The sequence below is a fragment of the Sphaerisporangium sp. B11E5 genome, assembly GCF_039871875.1.
Classification (GTDB): Bacteria; Actinomycetota; Actinomycetes; order Streptosporangiales; family Streptosporangiaceae; genus Sphaerisporangium.
Map to the genome: position 1 here is coordinate 1 of NZ_JBDPMD010000064.1, position 15,004 is coordinate 15,004.

Below are 15,004 nucleotides of genomic sequence, written 5' to 3' on the forward strand. Positions count from 1 at the left end.
CCGCACCGTGTCCGGGGACCGCACCGTGTCCGGGGACCGCACCGTGTCCGGGGACCGCACCGTGTCCGGGGACCGCACCGTGTCCGGGGACCGCACCGTGTCCGGGGACCGCACCGTGTCCGGGGACCGCACCGTGTCCGGGGACTGTGGGAGGTTACTTGCCGAAGGCCTGGGAGGCTAGGCCGGCGACGACGGGGATGATGCCCAGGAAGACGAAAGCGGGCAGGAAGCACAGGCCCAAGGGAGCGATGACTTGTACTCCTGCGCGTCGGGCGGCGGCTGAGGCGGCGGCGCGGGTCTCGCGGGTGGCGTCGGCAGCCAGTCTGGTCAGGGCGTCTGCCACGGGGGCACCGTTCACCGCGGCGCGTGTCATGTCCTGTGCCAGAGCCGACAGGAGCGGGTCGTCCCGGAGGACCGCCCACGGCTCCTCGGGGGCCGCGCCTAGCCGGAGCCTCGCGTTCACTGTGGAAAGGAGGGCACCGAGCGGGCCTCCGACCGCCTCGGCCGCGATCTCCACGGCACCGCTCACCGGTAAGCCCGCCCGCAGGCACGCCACCATGAGATCCACCGTGAACGGCAGATCTTCCGCCATCCGCTCCCGTCTCCGCCTTTCCTCCGGGGACTTCCTTCGCCTCACCGTCACAACTCTGGAGACCCCGGCACACGCCCCGATCAGTACTCCCGGAACCCCTCCCACCAGCAACACCCCGGACAGCACTGCTCCTGCCACCACCATCACCTCCCGGCGCCACGGGGGTCTCGACACCGCCCCAGAGGCCACCTGGCCACCGCCGTCACTCGGCGTGGCGGGCCCATGAGGCGGGGTGATCCCACCGACCGGCCGGCCACGCGCGTCACGCCGCCTCGTCCACACCACCCCGCGCGACCCGCCGAGGACAAACTCGTCGGCCCTCACCGGGGCACGGCCACCGGATGGACCTCCTCCGTGCACCGATTCACCGCGAAGGTCCCGGCCATCGGCACTGGGAAAGGCCGGCTCGGCCGACGCGTCCAACCGACCGCTCGACGGGGCGTGACCGGCCGGGCCGGCGGGGTCACTCCACGTGACGGGCGCACTTCCTTTGGCGCGACCATGCCACGGGACACGGCTGACGGGCGGGGATCGTCGGCCTGGTCGAGTGGGAGTGGCACGCGTCATGCGGGCCAGGCGTGTCTGGGCGGTGGGTGGCATCGACCACGTCCAGACGGCCACGGCGGCGAGGACGGCTGCCGCTACGGCGGTCATTCGGTCCTCCACTGGCGGGTGGGGGTATCCGTGGGGAGCGCGCGAAGCGTCAAGCGGTGGGTCCACATGAGGCCCGTGATGGTGAGGGTCACTCCCAGGGCCAGGCAGGTCAGGCCCGCGGGGGTGCCCAGCAGGAAACCAAGGGGGTGGAGGCCCAAAGCTGTACCCAGGAGGAGGCCCAGGGCGGGGAGGGCGGCCAGAAGGCGGGCGGTGGCGCGGGGGGCGGCCAGTTGGGCGGTCACTTCGGATCTGTGGGACTCGGAGTCGCGAAGGGCGGCGGTGACGCGTTCGAGCAGCGGAGTCAGGCCGGTACCTACGGCGGGCCCTACGTGCCAGCAGGCGGCCAGGCGGAGGAGTCCTTCGCCGCCTTGGGCCGGGGCGGCGCCGGCCAGCGCGTGAGGAACGTCCCCGCCGTCGCGGGCAGCGGCGATCACAGGGCGGAGGAGGCCGGGGGCGGGACAGTCGAGGGTGGCGGCTGTACGAGCAAGGGCCTCTCCCGGAGGTCGGCCGGTGGCGAGTTCGGCGACGATGCCTTGGCACAGGGCGATCGAAGCCTTGCGCCACGCCGCGGCCCGGCGGGCTCCGCGGAACCGTTCGGCCGCTTGCTCCCATCGAGCGTTGATCCATCTTCCAGCGGGCCATCGGCGCAGAAGCGATGACAGGTGCGGACCAGGATCTCGCCACGGGGATGCCGCCGGCACGCCCCGATGGGACCGGGTGAGCGCGGACAGACGAGCGGTCGCTTCGTCAGCGGCGCTCCACAGAAGCACCGCCGCCGCGATGAATGCCATCGACAACCAAAGCACGACGACCCCCTTTTCGGTCCCTCCAAAAACAGGGACAACTCACTGGCCACATGCGTCACATCTGTCCCGCCATCCGTGCTTCAGAAAGCCTTGGGCGGGGCCTCGGGAAAGCGGGTCGTGGTCGGCGAACGTGGCGCTCCAGACGCCACACGGGACATGAGACAGACGTTCCCCACCGCCGCCCGGCACGACGTCAACACCAGCCGCGTCCGCGTCCGTGTCCGGCGCGGTCTTCGTCACGTACATCAGCCCGCGCAGGTCGATGTCGACCATCTGGTCCCACTCCTGCAGCGGCGAGGACTCCGACGGCCCGTTGAGCATGACCCCGGCCGCGTTCGCCAGCGTGTCGAGCCGTCCGCCCTGGACGTCACCTTCCGCGAGACCACCACCATCCGCGTCGAGCGTCCGGTGAGCGGCGGCGCGGCGGTGGAGATCATCGACAGGGACCCCAACCCGTTTCTCGCCACGGTCGGACTGCGTCCGTGACCGCGGCCGCAATCCGCTCACCCGCGTCGAAATCACTGAGGTGGCCGTGAAGGATGTGGAGCGCCGTACGTGACGGCTACCGACGGCGAGGTGGAGGGCGGGGGCTCCCACGGCCGGACGGGTGAACGTTCCGGCGGGCAGATCTCGGGCCTTGTCCACGTACGTCACCTCTGTCCCGCCACGCGTGCTTGGAAGGCCTCGTGGGCGGGGCCTGGGACGGGTGGGCCGTGGGTGGGGAAGGTGAGGGCGGGGATGGTTTCCACCAGGCCGGAGGGGTGGCGTCGCAGGAGGCAGATCTCGGACAGGCGGCGTCGGCCGCCGGCGGGGGCGCGGACGAGGTGGATGACTGCGTCCAGGGCGGCGGCCATTTGGCTGTGCACGGCCATGCGGGGCAGGCCGGCGGTGCTTGCCAGGGCCTCCAGGCGTGCGGGGACGTCCTCGGGGGTGTTGGCGTGCAGGGTGCCGCAGCCGCCGTCGTGGCCGGTGTTCATGGCGTTCAGGAGGTCGATCACCTCGGCGCCTCGGACCTCGCCGACGACCAGGCGGTCGGGGCGCATGCGGAGGGCTTGGCGGACCAGGTCGCGGAGTGTGACGCCGCCGGCGCCTTCGAGGTTGGGGGGTCTGGTCTCCAGGCGGACCACGTGGGGGTGGACGGGGCGCAGTTCGGCGGAGTCCTCTGCCAGGATCAGTCGTTCTCTTGGGTCTGCGGCTGAGAGCAGGGCGGACAGGAGGGTCGTCTTTCCGGTTCCGGTGCCGCCGGTGACCAGGAAGGCCAGGCGGGACGTGACCACGGCTCTCAGGGCGGCGGCCCCGGGGCCGGGCACCAGGTCCTCCAGGGTGAAGGAGCGGCGGGGCGGCAGACGCAGGGACAGGCAGGTGCCGTCGGGGGCGACGGGGGGCAGGATCGCGTGCAGCCGTACGCCTCCCGACAGGCGGGCGTCGACGTACGGGGAGGCGTCGTCGAGGCGGCGGCCGGCGGCGCCGGCCAGGCGCTGGGCCAGGCGGCGTACTTCGCCGTCGTCTGTGAACGTCACCGGGGTGCGTCTGAGCCCCAGCCCGTCGTCCACCCACACCTCGCTCGGGCCGTTCACCAGCACGTCGGTGACGTCCGGCTCGGCGAGCAGGGGTTCCAGCGGGCCCGCGCCGATCAGGTCGGCCCTGAGCGCTCGCGCGACGGCGAGGACCTCCGCGTCGCCGAGGACGGCCTGCTCGGCGCGGAGGGCGGCCGCCACCTGTGCGGCCGTGGGTTCGCCTCCCTCTTTGGCGAGGCGGAGCCGCACGGCCTCCACGAGGTCCGCCGGCACTGTCATGCGTCTCATCGGGTCTCCTCGGGAAGGCGGCCGGTCAGGAAGTCGTGGCAGAAGCGGGCCAGGGGGGTCTGCGGGCCGAGCGGCGAGGCGGCGCCGCGGTCGAGGTGATCGGCGAGGTTGCGCTGGTCGGGGAGGAAGCCGAGGTGGGGGGTGTCGAGGGACCGGGTGACGACGTCAGGGGCCAGCGGGCCGGGGCGGGTCACCGTGCGGATGCACTGGGTGTGTTTGTGGAGTTCGGGGAGGACCTGGGCAGCGGAGAGCACCCCGCGGAGGTCGGAGGGGACGAGGAGGAGGGTCATGGCGGCGCGGGAGAGGGCTTCTGCGGCGGCCGGGGTCACGTGGCGGGGGAGGTCGACGACGATGAGGTCGCAGCCGCGGTGGGCCGCGCCGAGGACGGCGCGCATGGCCTCCGGAGGGATGGCGGAGGGTTCACCTCGGTGACCGGAGAGAACGGTGAGGTCGCCGAAGGTCGGGAGGGCGTCCCGCAGGGCGGCGTAGCTGACTCTGCCCTCGCGTTCGGCGATGTCGGGCCAGCGGGCCCCTACGGCGTGCTCCTGGCCGAGGAGCACGTCGATGCCACCGCCGAGGGGGTCGGCGTCCACGAGCAGGGTGCGCGTCTTCCGGCGCGAGGCGACCAGGGCCAGGCAGGTGGCGAGCACGCTGGCCCCCGCGCCGCCTCGGCCGCCGATGACGCAAACCGTCTCACCGGAGCGGGTCTCCGGCTCGGACGCCTCGGCGAACTCCTCCACCAGTTGCCGTTCCGCCTGCGGGAGGGTGAGGACGGCGGCCGCCCCGACGGCGACACATCGGCGCCAGACGGACGGATCGTCGGCGCCGCGGGTGACGAGCAACACTCCCTGCCGGGGCGGCGGACCGGTGGCGGCCAGGGCGTCCGCGACGTCCACCCCCACGACGACGATGGGCGCTCTCGGCCAGAACGGCCGGGCGTGCGCGGCCGCGTGCGCTACGTCGATCTCGACTCCGGCGGCTGCGGCGACCCGCAGGAGGTCGTCGAGGAGATCCTGATCGTCAGTGATCACCAAGGGACGGTGGGTGTTCATGCCCGCGACTTTGCCGTGAGCGCGGCGGCGGCACTTCAGCCGAACGGAGTTCTGTGGATAACTCGTCCGCAGACGGCCATCGCCCATGGAGGGCCAGGCTGCGGGAGGGCCGGTGCGGCTGGGCCACGGGAGGGCCGGCGGCCGGCAAGGGGAGAAAAAGGGCGACCCCCGCCGGGGGGGAGAGCGGGGGTCGCCTTGCGGTCCGGCTCCGGGGGGGTAGAGCCGGGCCCGTTTCCGAAGAAAGCTTTCAGTGGGGGTGGCGACTAAGGGCAAAATCATTACCCGGACGCCGACGCCTCAGTCAGGTGGACACCAACGTATGGTGCCCGATGAACTCAACTTCCGTCGAGAAGCAATCTCTGATTTTCAGGGGTTTTTTTCTGCGGTAGCGGCGCGGCTACTCGAAGTGCGCGGAAAACGGACGAGACGGCTGTGTTCACCCAGGGTGACCGGGCGCGGGGCGGGGCGAGTGGGTGGGGCGGGCGGAGTGAGGGGTGCCGGTAAGGGGCTGGTGCGGGGGGATCCAGGGGGTGGGAATCGGTAAAGGTCTTGGTCTGGGGGGTTCCCATCTGGGCGGATCGGTCGTAGAAAGAAGGCACGGACCGAGTGTCCTTGTACGTCCGCCGGGTACCCACGCGCGACCAGCCGCGGGAGGCGCGTCGAGACGGGCTTGACCCGCTCCGACGAAATTGAGGTGCACGCTTGGTAACCCGGTGGGGCGTACGGGCGGCGGCGTCCCATCCCAGGGACGCCGTTCGCATGTGAGGGGATTTCGCTCAGGGCTCAGCCGCGCTGGAGCGCTTCGCAGATGGCGGTGGCCTCGCGGGCGCCCAGTTCGACGGCGGCGGCGCAGTGGCGCACCCAGGCCGCGACACCCGGCGGGCCGCCTTCCAGATAGTCCCGCAGGGTCTTCGCGTACGTGTCCGCGAGCTCGGCGTGGCCTACCTCCACGGCCACCAGGGACTTGGGGTCCAGGCCGAACTCGACCAGCGTGAGCCGCTCGGCGGCGCGGGCCACCAGGCCGTCGGCGGCGCCGAAGGGGCGGAGCACCAGCAGTTCGGCGTGCACGACGGCGGCGAGGACCAGGGCGGGGGTCGCGGACGTGGTGGCGGTGACGAGGTCCGCCAGCATGGCGAGACGTGTGGCAACGGCCTCCGGGGAGGGCGCGGGCGGCAGGTCCAGAAGGTCCCCGGGGCCGCGGGCAGGCGCCTCGGGGGCCGGGGAGGTTCTCGGGCGGCCGAGCAGTGCGGCGTCGTCGACGAGGTCCAGGGCGGCGAGGGCGTGGAGGCGGGCCAGGGCCTGGCGGGGGGTGGTGCGCCAGGCGGGGCCGAGTCTGCCTACTTCGGCGGAGGCCCGGAGGGCGCCCAGGGCGGCGGGGGCGGTGGTGGTGCCGGCCCGCAGGTCGGGGAGCGGCACGTCGGCGCCTTCCAGGGACGCCGAGGCGCGGGCGCCGCGCAGGGCGGACTCGGTGGACACCTCGGGGCCGCGGCGGCGGAGCACACGGTGGCCGTAAAGGCGGTCCACGGCGGCGCGGGCGGCCTGGACGGCTTCGGCCACGCCGGGGAGGGCGGCGACGGCGGCCAATGGGTCGTTCACGTCTCCCGACCCTACCGGCGGGTAGAGCACGGACCTCACGGGTGCACACTTGAGGGGGGCACGGGAGCGGCCCCGTCGAGTGGACGGTCAAGAGGGGGGCGCGGGCGCGCCAATCCAAGCGCCCGTTCGGCGCGCCGTTCATACCGTTCAACGGAGCCGAGGAATACGACGCTTGCACTCTGCGTATTTATCGTCCGATATCATTTCCGCAACGAATCCGCAGCTTTTGTGACTGTCTGTTAATACCTTTGTGAACAACGCCAGAGCCCTCCCGGCCCCGCCCCGCCGGCGCCGGGACCTCTTGTCCCCGCCGCCCGAAGCCTGGTGAAGTGGGACCCGTACCAGTCGAGCCAGGCCATGTGAAGGAGTACGTAGTGGCCCCGGATACCCCTGGTCGCGAGACCCAGGAGACGCTGTCGAACCTGCTGCAGGAGAACCGCCGCTTCGAGCCCCCGGCCGAGCTGGCGTCGGCCGCGAACATCACCGCCGACGCCTACGACGAGGCCGCGGCCGACCGCATAGGTTTCTGGGAGCGGGCGGCCGAGCGCCTCACCTGGGGACGCCGCTGGGACACCGCCCTGGAGTGGAACGCGCCGTTCGCCAAGTGGTTCGTCGGCGGCACGCTGAACGTCGCCTACAACTGCGTCGACCGTCACGTGGAGGCGGGCCGCGGTGACAAGGTGGCGTACCACTGGGAGGGCGAGCCGGACGGCGACACCCGCACGCTGACGTACTCCGACCTGCTGCGCGAGGTCAGCAAGGCCGCCAACGCCCTGGCCGAGCTCGGCGTGGGCAAGGGCGACCGCGTCGCCATCTACATGCCGATGATCCCCGAGCTGCCGATCGCCATGCTGGCCTGCGCCCGCATCGGCGCGATCCACTCGGTGGTGTTCGGCGGCTTCTCGGCGACCGCGCTGAGCGGCCGCATCCAGGACGCCGACGCCAAGCTCGTCATCACGGCCGACGGCGGCTACCGCCGCGGCGCGCCGAGTGCCCTGAAGCCCACCGTGGACGAGGCGGTCGCCGAGTGCCCCGGCGTGGAGCACGTGCTGGTGGTCCGCCGCACCGGCGAGAAGGTCTCGGAGTCCGGCAAGGACGTCTGGTGGCACGACCTGGTGGACCGGCAGAGCGACCGGCACGAGGCCGTGCCGCACGACGCCGAGGACCCCCTGTACATCCTGTACACCAGCGGCACCACCGGGAAGCCGAAGGGCATCCTGCACACCACCGGCGGCTACCTGACCCAGGCCGCCTGGACCCACGACGTGGTGTTCGACCTCAAGCCGGACACCGACATCTACTGGTGCACCGCCGACATCGGCTGGGTCACCGGCCACTCGTACATCGTGTACGGCCCGCTGGCCAACGGCGCCACGAGCGTCATCTACGAGGGCACTCCGGACACCCCGCACCGCGGCCGTTTCTGGGAGATCGTGCAGAAGTACGGGGTGACCATCCTGTACACCGCCCCCACCGCGATCCGCACGTTCATGAAGTGGGGCGACGACATCCCCGCCAAGTACGACATGTCGTCCCTGCGGGTGCTGGGCTCGGTGGGCGAGCCGATCAACCCCGAGGCGTACGTCTGGTACCGCGAGCACATCGGCGGCAGCCGCTGCCCGGTCGTGGACACCTGGTGGCAGACCGAGACCGGCGCCATCATGATCAGCCCGCTGCCGGGCGTGACCGCCGCCAAGCCCGGCGCCGCGATGCGCCCGCTGCCCGGCATCGTCGCCGACGTCGTGGACGACCAGGGCAATCCGGTGCCGGACGGCGGCGGCGGCTTCCTCGTGGTGCGCGAGCCGTGGCCGTCCATGCTGCGCGGCATCTGGGGCGACGAGAAGCGGTACACCGACACCTACTGGTCGCGCTTCGAGGGCATGTACTTCCCTGGGGACGGCGCCAAGAAGGACGACGACGGCGACCTGTGGCTGCTCGGCCGGGTGGACGACGTCATGCTGGTGTCCGGTCACAACATCTCCACCACCGAGGTGGAGTCGGCGCTGGTGTCCCACCCGAAGGTCGCCGAGGCCGCCGTGGTCGGCGCGACCGACCCGATCACCGGTCAGGCCATCGTGGCGTTCACGATCCTGCGCGGCGGCGCGGAGGAGAGCCCCGACATCGCCAAGGAGCTGCGCGACCACGTGGCCAAGGCCCTCGGCCCGATCGCCAAGCCGCGGCAGATCCTGGTGGTGCCCGAGCTGCCGAAGACCCGCTCCGGCAAGATCATGCGCCGTCTGCTGCGTGACGTCGCGGAGAACCGCAGCATCGGTGACGTCACCACGCTCGCCGACAGCGCGGTGATGGACCTGATCTCGGCCAAGCTGCCGTCGGCCGCCTCCGACGACTGACGCGGGCCCGTACAAGCGTCACACAGGGCGCGGATCGCCGGCGATCCGCGCCCTTCGCGCTTTCCGTTCGGCACGGCCGGTACACGCGCGTGCCGGATAGGCGCGACGATAAGCATCGTCACACAGGATGAATGTGTCCCGAAGTCCCGATAGGAGAAGACCAGATGGCCGGTCCACCCGAGGAGGAGTCCCTCGGCGCGCTCGTCGCCCAGGCGAGCCAGCACGTGTCCACGCTGATCCGCGCCGAGATCGAGCTGGCGAAGTCAGAGCTGAAGTTCAACGCTACCCGGGTGGGGACGGCCGCCGCGCTGTTCGCGGCGGCGGCGTTCATGCTGCACCTGTGCCTGATCCTTCTGTCGTTCGCCCTGGCCTACGGCCTGGTCCAGCTCGGCATGATGACCTGGCTGGCCTTCCTCATCGTGACGGTGCTGTACGTCGTGGTGGCGGGCCTGCTCGCGCTGATCGGCTGGCGCAGGCTGAAAGGGCTCACCGGCATGAAGCGCACGGCCCGCAGCCTGCGCACGTTGAAGGACGGCACGCCGGAGGAGGCCCTGGCGCCGCCTGAGACCGCCGGGCAGCTCGGCGGCCACCGCGCGCCGGTGCCGTCGGACGTCGGGCGCACCCGGCCGTGAGCGCGCCCGACGAGTCCGCGGCCCGCATCGACGGGCCATGGCTGCACCGGTCCGTCCACGCGGGGAACGGCATGTTCCACGTGGTGGAGGCGGGCGAGGGGCCGCTGGTGCTGCTGCTGCACGGGTTCCCGCAGTTCTGGTGGACGTGGCGGCGCCAGCTCGTCACGCTGCCCGCGGCGGGGTACCGCGTCGTGGCGGCCGACCTGCGGGGGTACGGGGCGAGCGACAAGCCCCCGCGGGGGTACGACCTGCCGACGGTCGCGGGGAACGTGGCCGGGCTGATCAGGGCCCTCGGTGAGACGTGCGCGATCGTGGTGGGGCACGACTGGGGGGGCCTGGTCGCGTGGACCATGGGGGTGATGGATCCCAAGGTGGTGCGGCGGCTGGTCACGGTGTCGGCGCCGCATCCGCTGCGGCTGCGGCAGGCGATGCTCAGCGAGCCGCTGGGGCAGCTCAAGGCCAGCGGACACTTCCTGGGGTTCCAGCTTCCTCTGCTGCCTGAGCGGCGTCTCACCGCGGACGGCGCCGCCCGGGTGGGGCGGCTGCTGGAGGAGTGGGCGGGACCGGGGTGGCCGGACGAGGAGACGTCCCGTACGTACCGTGATGTCTTCAGGATCCCCACGGTGGCGCACTGCGCGCTGGAGTACCACCGGTGGTTCGTGCGCTCGCAGCCCCGGCCGGACGGGGTGCGGTACCGCAGGCTGATGCGCTCGGAGATCGAGATGCCCACGTTGCAGATGCACGGAGCGCTCGACACGTGCACGTTGCCGCGGACCGCCCAGGGATCCAGCCGGTACGTGGCGGCTCCCTACCGGTGGCGGCTGATCGAGGGGGTCGGGCACTTCCCGCACGAGGAGCGGCCCGAGGTGTTCGACGCGGAGCTGCTCGGGTGGCTCGACGATCCCGAGCCGGACCGCTGATGCCTGCCGGACGCGACCGCGACCCCGCCGGGCGGCCCCGGAGCGCCCGGCCGCGGGACGCCCTGGGACGGCCGCTGCCCAAAGGTTCCCCTGGGGTCGAGCGGGTGCCGGACGACTACGCGCCGGGGCCTGAGGAGGCGCTGGCGTCCGCGGCCCGCTATCTGACGGACGGGCGGCCGTTCCACGCGCACGAGGTGCTGGAGGCACGCTGGAAGACCGGGCCGGGGGAAGAGCGCGACCTGTGGCAGGGGCTGGCGCAGATCTGTGTGGGGCTCACCCATCTGCAACGAGGCAACGCGCGCGGCGCGGCGGCGTTGCTGAGCCGGGGCGCCGACCGCGTCGCCAAGTACCCGGGCGCGCCCATCGACGCCGCCCGGGTGGTGCGGCTGGCCGGCGCGCTCACCGGACCCGGCGCGCCGGACCTCGCGGACGCGCTGGACGAGCTGGCCGCTCTGCTCGCCCCGGAGGGCTAGTCGCAGTCCTGGGTGTCCACCCGGCCGACGGCGCCGCTGCCCTCGTCGGCGTCGGGACGGACCTCGGCGGCGGTGAGGGCGAAGCCGGTCTCCGGCTGGTCGGTGGCGGCGGCGAAGATCACGCCGTAGACCTGGCCGGTGGTGGTGAGGAGGGGGCCGCCGGAGTTGCCGGGCTGGACCAGGCCTCGGATGGAGTAGACCTCGCGGGTGACGGTCTTGCGCGAGTAGATGTCGGCGGCCTTGGCGTTCTGCTTCAGGCGGATGCGGGCCGGCTTGATGGTGAAGCCCTTGCCCTTCGGGAAGCCGGCGATGATGGCGTCGTCCTGGCCCTCGGCGGTGTAGTCGAACTTCAACGGGGCGACGTCCAGGTCGGGGACGTACAGGATGGCGATGTCACGGTCGGGGTTGTAGTGGACCACCCGGGCGTCGTGGCCGACGCGGTTCTCGTCGGTCACCCGGAGGTCCTGGGTGACGCCGGCGACCACGTGGGCGTTGGTCATGACGCGGCCCGGGGCGTACACGAAGCCGGTGCCCTCGATGCGCTTGCGGCAGGCGGGGGCGGTGCCCTGCACCTTGACGATCGCGCGGCGGGCCCGCTGGAGCTGCGGACTCTTGACGACGCTGGCGTCGGGCGGGGGGACGTCCACGAACTGGCCGCCGCCGATGGCGTTGAACACCTGGGGGAACTCCGAGGTGTCCACGAACTTCTTGAACGAGAGCCGCCAGTCCTTGGCCGTGTCGGGCATCGCGGCGTCCACGGTCTGCAGCAGCAGCGAGCCGTTGGTCTGCTGGCGCAGCCACGGGAACGGCGCCACCGACAGCAGCGAACCGATCAGCCATGCGATGACCAGGACCGATAACGCACTGGTGAACGTGCCGCCGAGCGCGTCCACCGTGCGCGCCGGTTCCCACGTGACGTGGCTGCGCACGACGGCACCGATGGTGGAGAACGCGAACTGGCCGATGACCGCCGTGAGGAACACGATCACGATGGCGAGCAGCGCCTGCTCGGTGGCCTGGCTGACGACCGCGTGCGCGATCGGCGGGGCGATCATCACCCCGAGGAAACCTCCCCCGACGAAACCGAGGAAGCTGAATGCCCCAATGATGAAGCCCTGGCGGTAACCGGACACAGCAAAGGCAATCACTAGGACAATCAGGATGATATCGAGGAGATCGCCGCTCACGCTTCAACGGTATCCAGCGCGGCCACACGCCGTGCACCCGATGGCTCGATATCGTTGCGACATGGTATCGATCGGGGGGCCGGGCGGATCACGCGCGGACGGGCACCCCGGCCCGGACCGCCGGCCCGCGGGCCCTCCGGCCACCGAGACGGCCACCGACGATGTCGATGATCTCATCGCGCAGGCCCTCGCCGACGACGACCCCGGCGGGCAGGCCCGCTGGGCCGCGGTGAGCCGTCTGCACACGCGGGGGGACATCGAGACCTTCACCGCCGCGCGGCGGCTGTGCGCGAGCGACGTCGCCGCCGAGCGGGTCCTCGGCGTGGACATCCTCGGCGAGCTCGGCGGGCCGCGGCGGCCGTTCGCCGACAAGACCCTGTCGCTGCTGCGCTACCTCGCGGCCTGCGACACCGACCTGCGGGTGCTGCACGCGGTGCTGATCGCGTTCGGCCATCTGCGCGACCCCCGGGCCATGCCGTCGGTGATCGACCTGGCGGAGCACCACGACCCGTCGGTGCGGTACGGCGCGGCGTACGCCCTGTCGCGGGTGCTCGGCCGTCCCCCGGACCCGGCGGGGCTCGCGGCCCTGCAGCGCCTCGCCCGCGACCCGGACGAGGACGTCGCCGACTGGGCGGCCCTCGGGCTGATCCTGCCCTAGGCCTGGCCCCGTTCTCCGCACATCGCCCTCGACGACCAACAGGCCTAACGGCGGGCCAGTCTGATCACCTCGGGTGGCAGGTCCTGCACCTGAGAGGCGTCCCACGGCTGGGCGAAACCGGTGGCGGTGAGCACGATGTCCAGGATGCCCGCGGTGAAGCCCCACACGAGCATGCCGCGCACCCGGAACGCGGGCCCGGCGTCGCCACCGGGGAAGCGCAGGCGCAGGCGGTTGGCCGGGTCGACCAGCTCGGCGACGGGCACGCGGGCCACCGACTCCACCTCGTCCGGCGAAGCGGCGTGCACGGTGCAGGGGGTGTGCCACCAGCCGAGCACGGGCGTCACCCGGTTGTCGCTGCGCCCGAGGTACAGCTCCGGCAGTGTGCCCACGACGTGGACCCCGCGCGGGTCGAGGCCGGTCTCCTCCTCGGCCTCGCGCAGCGCCGCGCCGATCGGGCCGCCGTCCTCGGGGTCGATGCCCCCGCCCGGGAACGCGGGCTGGCCGGCGTGGTTGCGGCCGTTGGCGCTGCGCTGGATGAGCAGGACGTCCGGGCCCCCGGCCGACTCCCCGAACAGCAGCAGGACCGCCGCGGCGCGCCCCCGGCCGTCCAGCGGCCGCATCCAGGGGGGCAGGGGATGGCGGTCGGGGTCCGTGGCCAGGTCGCTGAGCCAGCCGGGCACGGGAGCAGTCATGCGTTACCTCCTGCGGGGAGTCAACATCGCCGGATCCCCGCTGCTTCCCGTGCCGGCCGCGGTCAGGAGAAGGGCCCGGGACGGACCAGCTTGGCGGCCTGGGCGGGGTCGGTGGGCCCCTCACCGAACGACGGGCACAGGTCGGCCAGCGGGCAGACACCGCAGGCGGGCTTGCGCGCGTGGCAGACCCGGCGGCCGTGCCAGATCAGGTAGTGGGACAGCATGGTCCACTCGCTCTTGGGAATCAGATCGCCCACGATGTGCTCGACCTTGACCGGGTCGGTCTCCTCGGTCCACCCGAAACGCCGGGCGAGCCGCCCGAAGTGGGTGTCGACCGTGATGCCGGGCACCCCGAAGGCGTTCCCGAGCACGACGTTCGCCGTCTTGCGGCCGATGCCGGGCAGGGTGACGAGGTCCTTGAGCTTGCCGGGTACCTCGCCGCCGTAGCGCTCGCACAGGCCCTGGGCCATGCCGATGATGCTGTTGGCCTTGGCGCGGAAGAAGCCCGTGGACTTGATGATCTCTTCCAGCTCGGCGCGGTCGGCGCCCGCGTAGTCGGCGGCCGTCCGGTATTTAGCAAAAAGAGTAGGAGTAACGAGGTTGACCCTTTTGTCCGTACACTGCGCTGAGAGGATGGTCGCGACCGCCAGCTCGAGCGGGTTGGTGAAGTCGAGTTCGCAGTGAGCGTCTGGATAGGTTTCCGCCAAGATTCGGGTCATTCGCCGGGCTCGTCGGACCAAGGCGAGCCGGGACTCCCCAGCGGATGTCACTTTGCGGGGCACCCCGACAGCCTACGGGCTAGCGGCGACCCCCTTGGTGCGGTACGTCACAATGTCTAGCAGCGAGCGCGACCCCAGGCGCGGCGCGCGGCCACCGGAGGCGGCCATGGAGCGAGGAGGCACCGTGAACACCGACGACGTGCTGGGAAAGGCCCCTTTGTTCGCCGCGCTGGACCGTGAGGGCGCGGCGGCGCTCCGTACCGGGATCTCCGAGATGGAACTGCACAAGGGGCAGATCCTGTTCAGCGAGGGAGAGACCGGCGACCGCTTGTACGTCGTGCTGGACGGCAAGATCAAGCTGATCCGCACCGCCTCCGACGGCCGCGAGAACCTGCTCAGCGTGCTCGGGCCCGGCGAGATGTTCGGCGAGCTCTCGCTCTTCGACCCCCGGCCCCGCACGGCCAGCGCCATCGCGCTCACCGACGCCCGGCTGGCCGGGCTCGGCCACGACGACCTGCGGCCCTGGCTGACCGGCCGTCCCGAGGTCGCGCTCCACCTGCTGCGGGCGCTCGCCCAGCGGCTGCGCCGCACCAACGACGTGATGGCCGACCTGGTCTTCACCGACGTCCCTGGACGGGTCGGCAAGGCCCTGCTCGACCTCGCCGAACGCTTCGGGGAGCGCACCGACGAGGGGCTGAGGGTCCACCACGACCTCACCCAGGAGGAGCTGGCGCAGTACGTCGGCGCGTCCCGGGAGACGGTCAACAAGGCCCTCGCCGACTTCGCGCAACGCGGGTGGCTGCGCATCGAGGCCAAGGCGGTCGTCATCATGGACGCCGACCGCCTGCAGGCACGTTCCAGGTAAAA

16 protein-coding genes are annotated in these 15,004 nt (G+C 72.0%); 8 read left to right on the forward strand and 8 right to left on the reverse strand.

Going from position 1 to position 15,004, the window contains the following annotated elements; genetic code table 11:
* The coding region (locus ABGB17_RS35010) for a hypothetical protein (RefSeq protein ID WP_347637936.1) at positions 1-181 on the forward strand (181 nt) is incomplete at its 5' end.
* Here the strand turns inward: ABGB17_RS35010 and ABGB17_RS35015 are convergent.
* Together ABGB17_RS35015 and ABGB17_RS35020 are read right to left on the reverse strand one after the other, a co-directional pair.
* On the reverse strand, positions 155-730 hold the full coding sequence (locus ABGB17_RS35015) for a type II secretion system F family protein (RefSeq protein WP_347637938.1): 576 nt from the start codon (positions 728-730) through the stop codon (positions 155-157). The genes ABGB17_RS35010 and ABGB17_RS35015 overlap by 27 nt on opposite strands.
* Before the next feature lie 512 nt (positions 731-1,242).
* Positions 1,243-2,037: a type II secretion system F family protein gene (locus ABGB17_RS35020; RefSeq protein ID WP_347637940.1), complete on the reverse strand. Its 795-nt coding sequence runs from the start codon at positions 2,035-2,037 to the stop codon at positions 1,243-1,245.
* A gap of 171 nt (positions 2,038-2,208) precedes the next feature.
* Here ABGB17_RS35020 and ABGB17_RS35025 point away from each other — a divergent pair, with 171 nt between their 5' ends.
* Positions 2,209-2,538: a hypothetical protein gene (locus ABGB17_RS35025; RefSeq protein WP_347637942.1), complete on the forward strand. Its 330-nt coding sequence runs from the start codon at positions 2,209-2,211 to the stop codon at positions 2,536-2,538.
* A gap of 164 nt (positions 2,539-2,702) precedes the next feature.
* Here the strand turns inward: ABGB17_RS35025 and ABGB17_RS35030 are convergent, their stop codons facing one another.
* From ABGB17_RS35030 to ABGB17_RS35040, 3 genes are all read right to left on the reverse strand, one after another.
* A complete protein-coding gene (locus tag ABGB17_RS35030) occupies positions 2,703-3,857 on the reverse strand; it encodes a TadA family conjugal transfer-associated ATPase (protein ID WP_347637944.1) in 1,155 nt (384 codons plus the stop codon).
* On the reverse strand, positions 3,854-4,888 hold the full coding sequence (ssd, locus tag ABGB17_RS35035; protein WP_347637946.1) for a septum site-determining protein Ssd: 1,035 nt from the start codon (positions 4,886-4,888) through the stop codon (positions 3,854-3,856). The genes ABGB17_RS35030 and ssd overlap by 4 nt, the downstream gene beginning before the upstream one ends.
* A gap of 804 nt (positions 4,889-5,692) precedes the next feature.
* A complete protein-coding gene (locus ABGB17_RS35040) occupies positions 5,693-6,505 on the reverse strand; it encodes an oxidoreductase (protein ID WP_347637948.1) in 813 nt (270 codons plus the stop codon).
* Positions 6,506-6,879: 374 nt separating this feature from the next.
* Between ABGB17_RS35040 and acs the strand changes: the two genes are divergently transcribed.
* From acs to ABGB17_RS35060, 4 genes are all read left to right on the forward strand, one after another.
* Entirely contained in the window at positions 6,880-8,856 is a 1,977-nt protein-coding gene (gene acs, locus ABGB17_RS35045) for an acetate--CoA ligase (protein WP_347637950.1), read from the forward strand.
* 164 nt (positions 8,857-9,020) lie between these two features.
* Entirely contained in the window at positions 9,021-9,488 is a 468-nt protein-coding gene (locus ABGB17_RS35050; protein ID WP_347637952.1) for a phage holin family protein, read from the forward strand.
* Positions 9,485-10,408, forward strand: a complete 924-nt coding sequence (locus ABGB17_RS35055) for an alpha/beta hydrolase (RefSeq protein WP_347637954.1) — start codon at positions 9,485-9,487, stop codon at positions 10,406-10,408. The genes ABGB17_RS35050 and ABGB17_RS35055 overlap by 4 nt, the downstream gene beginning before the upstream one ends.
* Complete coding sequence (locus ABGB17_RS35060) at positions 10,408-10,881, forward strand: DUF309 domain-containing protein (protein WP_347637956.1); 474 nt, start codon at positions 10,408-10,410, stop codon at positions 10,879-10,881. The genes ABGB17_RS35055 and ABGB17_RS35060 overlap by 1 nt, the downstream gene beginning before the upstream one ends.
* On the opposite strand, the gene ABGB17_RS35065 is transcribed toward ABGB17_RS35060, so the two are convergent.
* Complete coding sequence (locus tag ABGB17_RS35065) at positions 10,878-12,068, reverse strand: MarP family serine protease (RefSeq protein ID WP_347637958.1); 1,191 nt, start codon at positions 12,066-12,068, stop codon at positions 10,878-10,880. The two genes, ABGB17_RS35060 and ABGB17_RS35065, sit on opposite strands and share 4 nt — an antisense overlap.
* 61 nt (positions 12,069-12,129) lie before the next feature.
* On the opposite strand from ABGB17_RS35065, the gene ABGB17_RS35070 reads away from it, so the two are divergent.
* Entirely contained in the window at positions 12,130-12,726 is a 597-nt protein-coding gene (locus ABGB17_RS35070) for a HEAT repeat domain-containing protein (RefSeq protein WP_347637960.1), read from the forward strand.
* Between the two features lie 44 nt (positions 12,727-12,770).
* Here ABGB17_RS35070 and ABGB17_RS35075 read toward each other — a convergent pair whose 3' ends face one another.
* Complete coding sequence (locus ABGB17_RS35075) at positions 12,771-13,418, reverse strand: CoA pyrophosphatase (protein WP_347637962.1); 648 nt, start codon at positions 13,416-13,418, stop codon at positions 12,771-12,773.
* Between the two features lie 62 nt (positions 13,419-13,480).
* Positions 13,481-14,137 (reverse strand): endonuclease III, encoded by a 657-nt coding sequence (gene nth, locus ABGB17_RS35080; RefSeq protein ID WP_347637964.1) that lies wholly within the window; start codon positions 14,135-14,137, stop codon positions 13,481-13,483.
* Positions 14,138-14,303: 166 nt separating this feature from the next.
* Between nth and ABGB17_RS35085 the strand changes: the two genes are divergently transcribed.
* Positions 14,304-15,002 (forward strand): Crp/Fnr family transcriptional regulator, encoded by a 699-nt coding sequence (locus tag ABGB17_RS35085; protein WP_347637966.1) that lies wholly within the window; start codon positions 14,304-14,306, stop codon positions 15,000-15,002.
* Positions 15,003-15,004: the final 2 nt, after the last annotated feature.

Coding starts and splice junctions, on each gene's coding strand:
- ABGB17_RS35020 (WP_347637940.1), bottom strand. CDS start 2,037: ATGGCATTCATCGCGGCGGCGGTGCTTCTGTGGAGCGCCGCTGACGAA.
- ABGB17_RS35025 (WP_347637942.1), top strand. CDS start 2,209: ATGAGACAGACGTTCCCCACCGCCGCCCGGCACGACGTCAACACCAGC.
- ABGB17_RS35030 (WP_347637944.1), bottom strand. CDS start 3,857: ATGAGACGCATGACAGTGCCGGCGGACCTCGTGGAGGCCGTGCGGCTC.
- ABGB17_RS35050 (WP_347637952.1), top strand. CDS start 9,021: ATGGCCGGTCCACCCGAGGAGGAGTCCCTCGGCGCGCTCGTCGCCCAG.
- ABGB17_RS35060 (WP_347637956.1), top strand. CDS start 10,408: ATGCCTGCCGGACGCGACCGCGACCCCGCCGGGCGGCCCCGGAGCGCC.
- ABGB17_RS35070 (WP_347637960.1), top strand. CDS start 12,130: ATGGTATCGATCGGGGGGCCGGGCGGATCACGCGCGGACGGGCACCCC.
- ABGB17_RS35075 (WP_347637962.1), bottom strand. CDS start 13,418: ATGACTGCTCCCGTGCCCGGCTGGCTCAGCGACCTGGCCACGGACCCC.
- nth (WP_347637964.1), bottom strand. CDS start 14,137: ATGACCCGAATCTTGGCGGAAACCTATCCAGACGCTCACTGCGAACTC.
- ABGB17_RS35085 (WP_347637966.1), top strand. CDS start 14,304: ATGGAGCGAGGAGGCACCGTGAACACCGACGACGTGCTGGGAAAGGCC.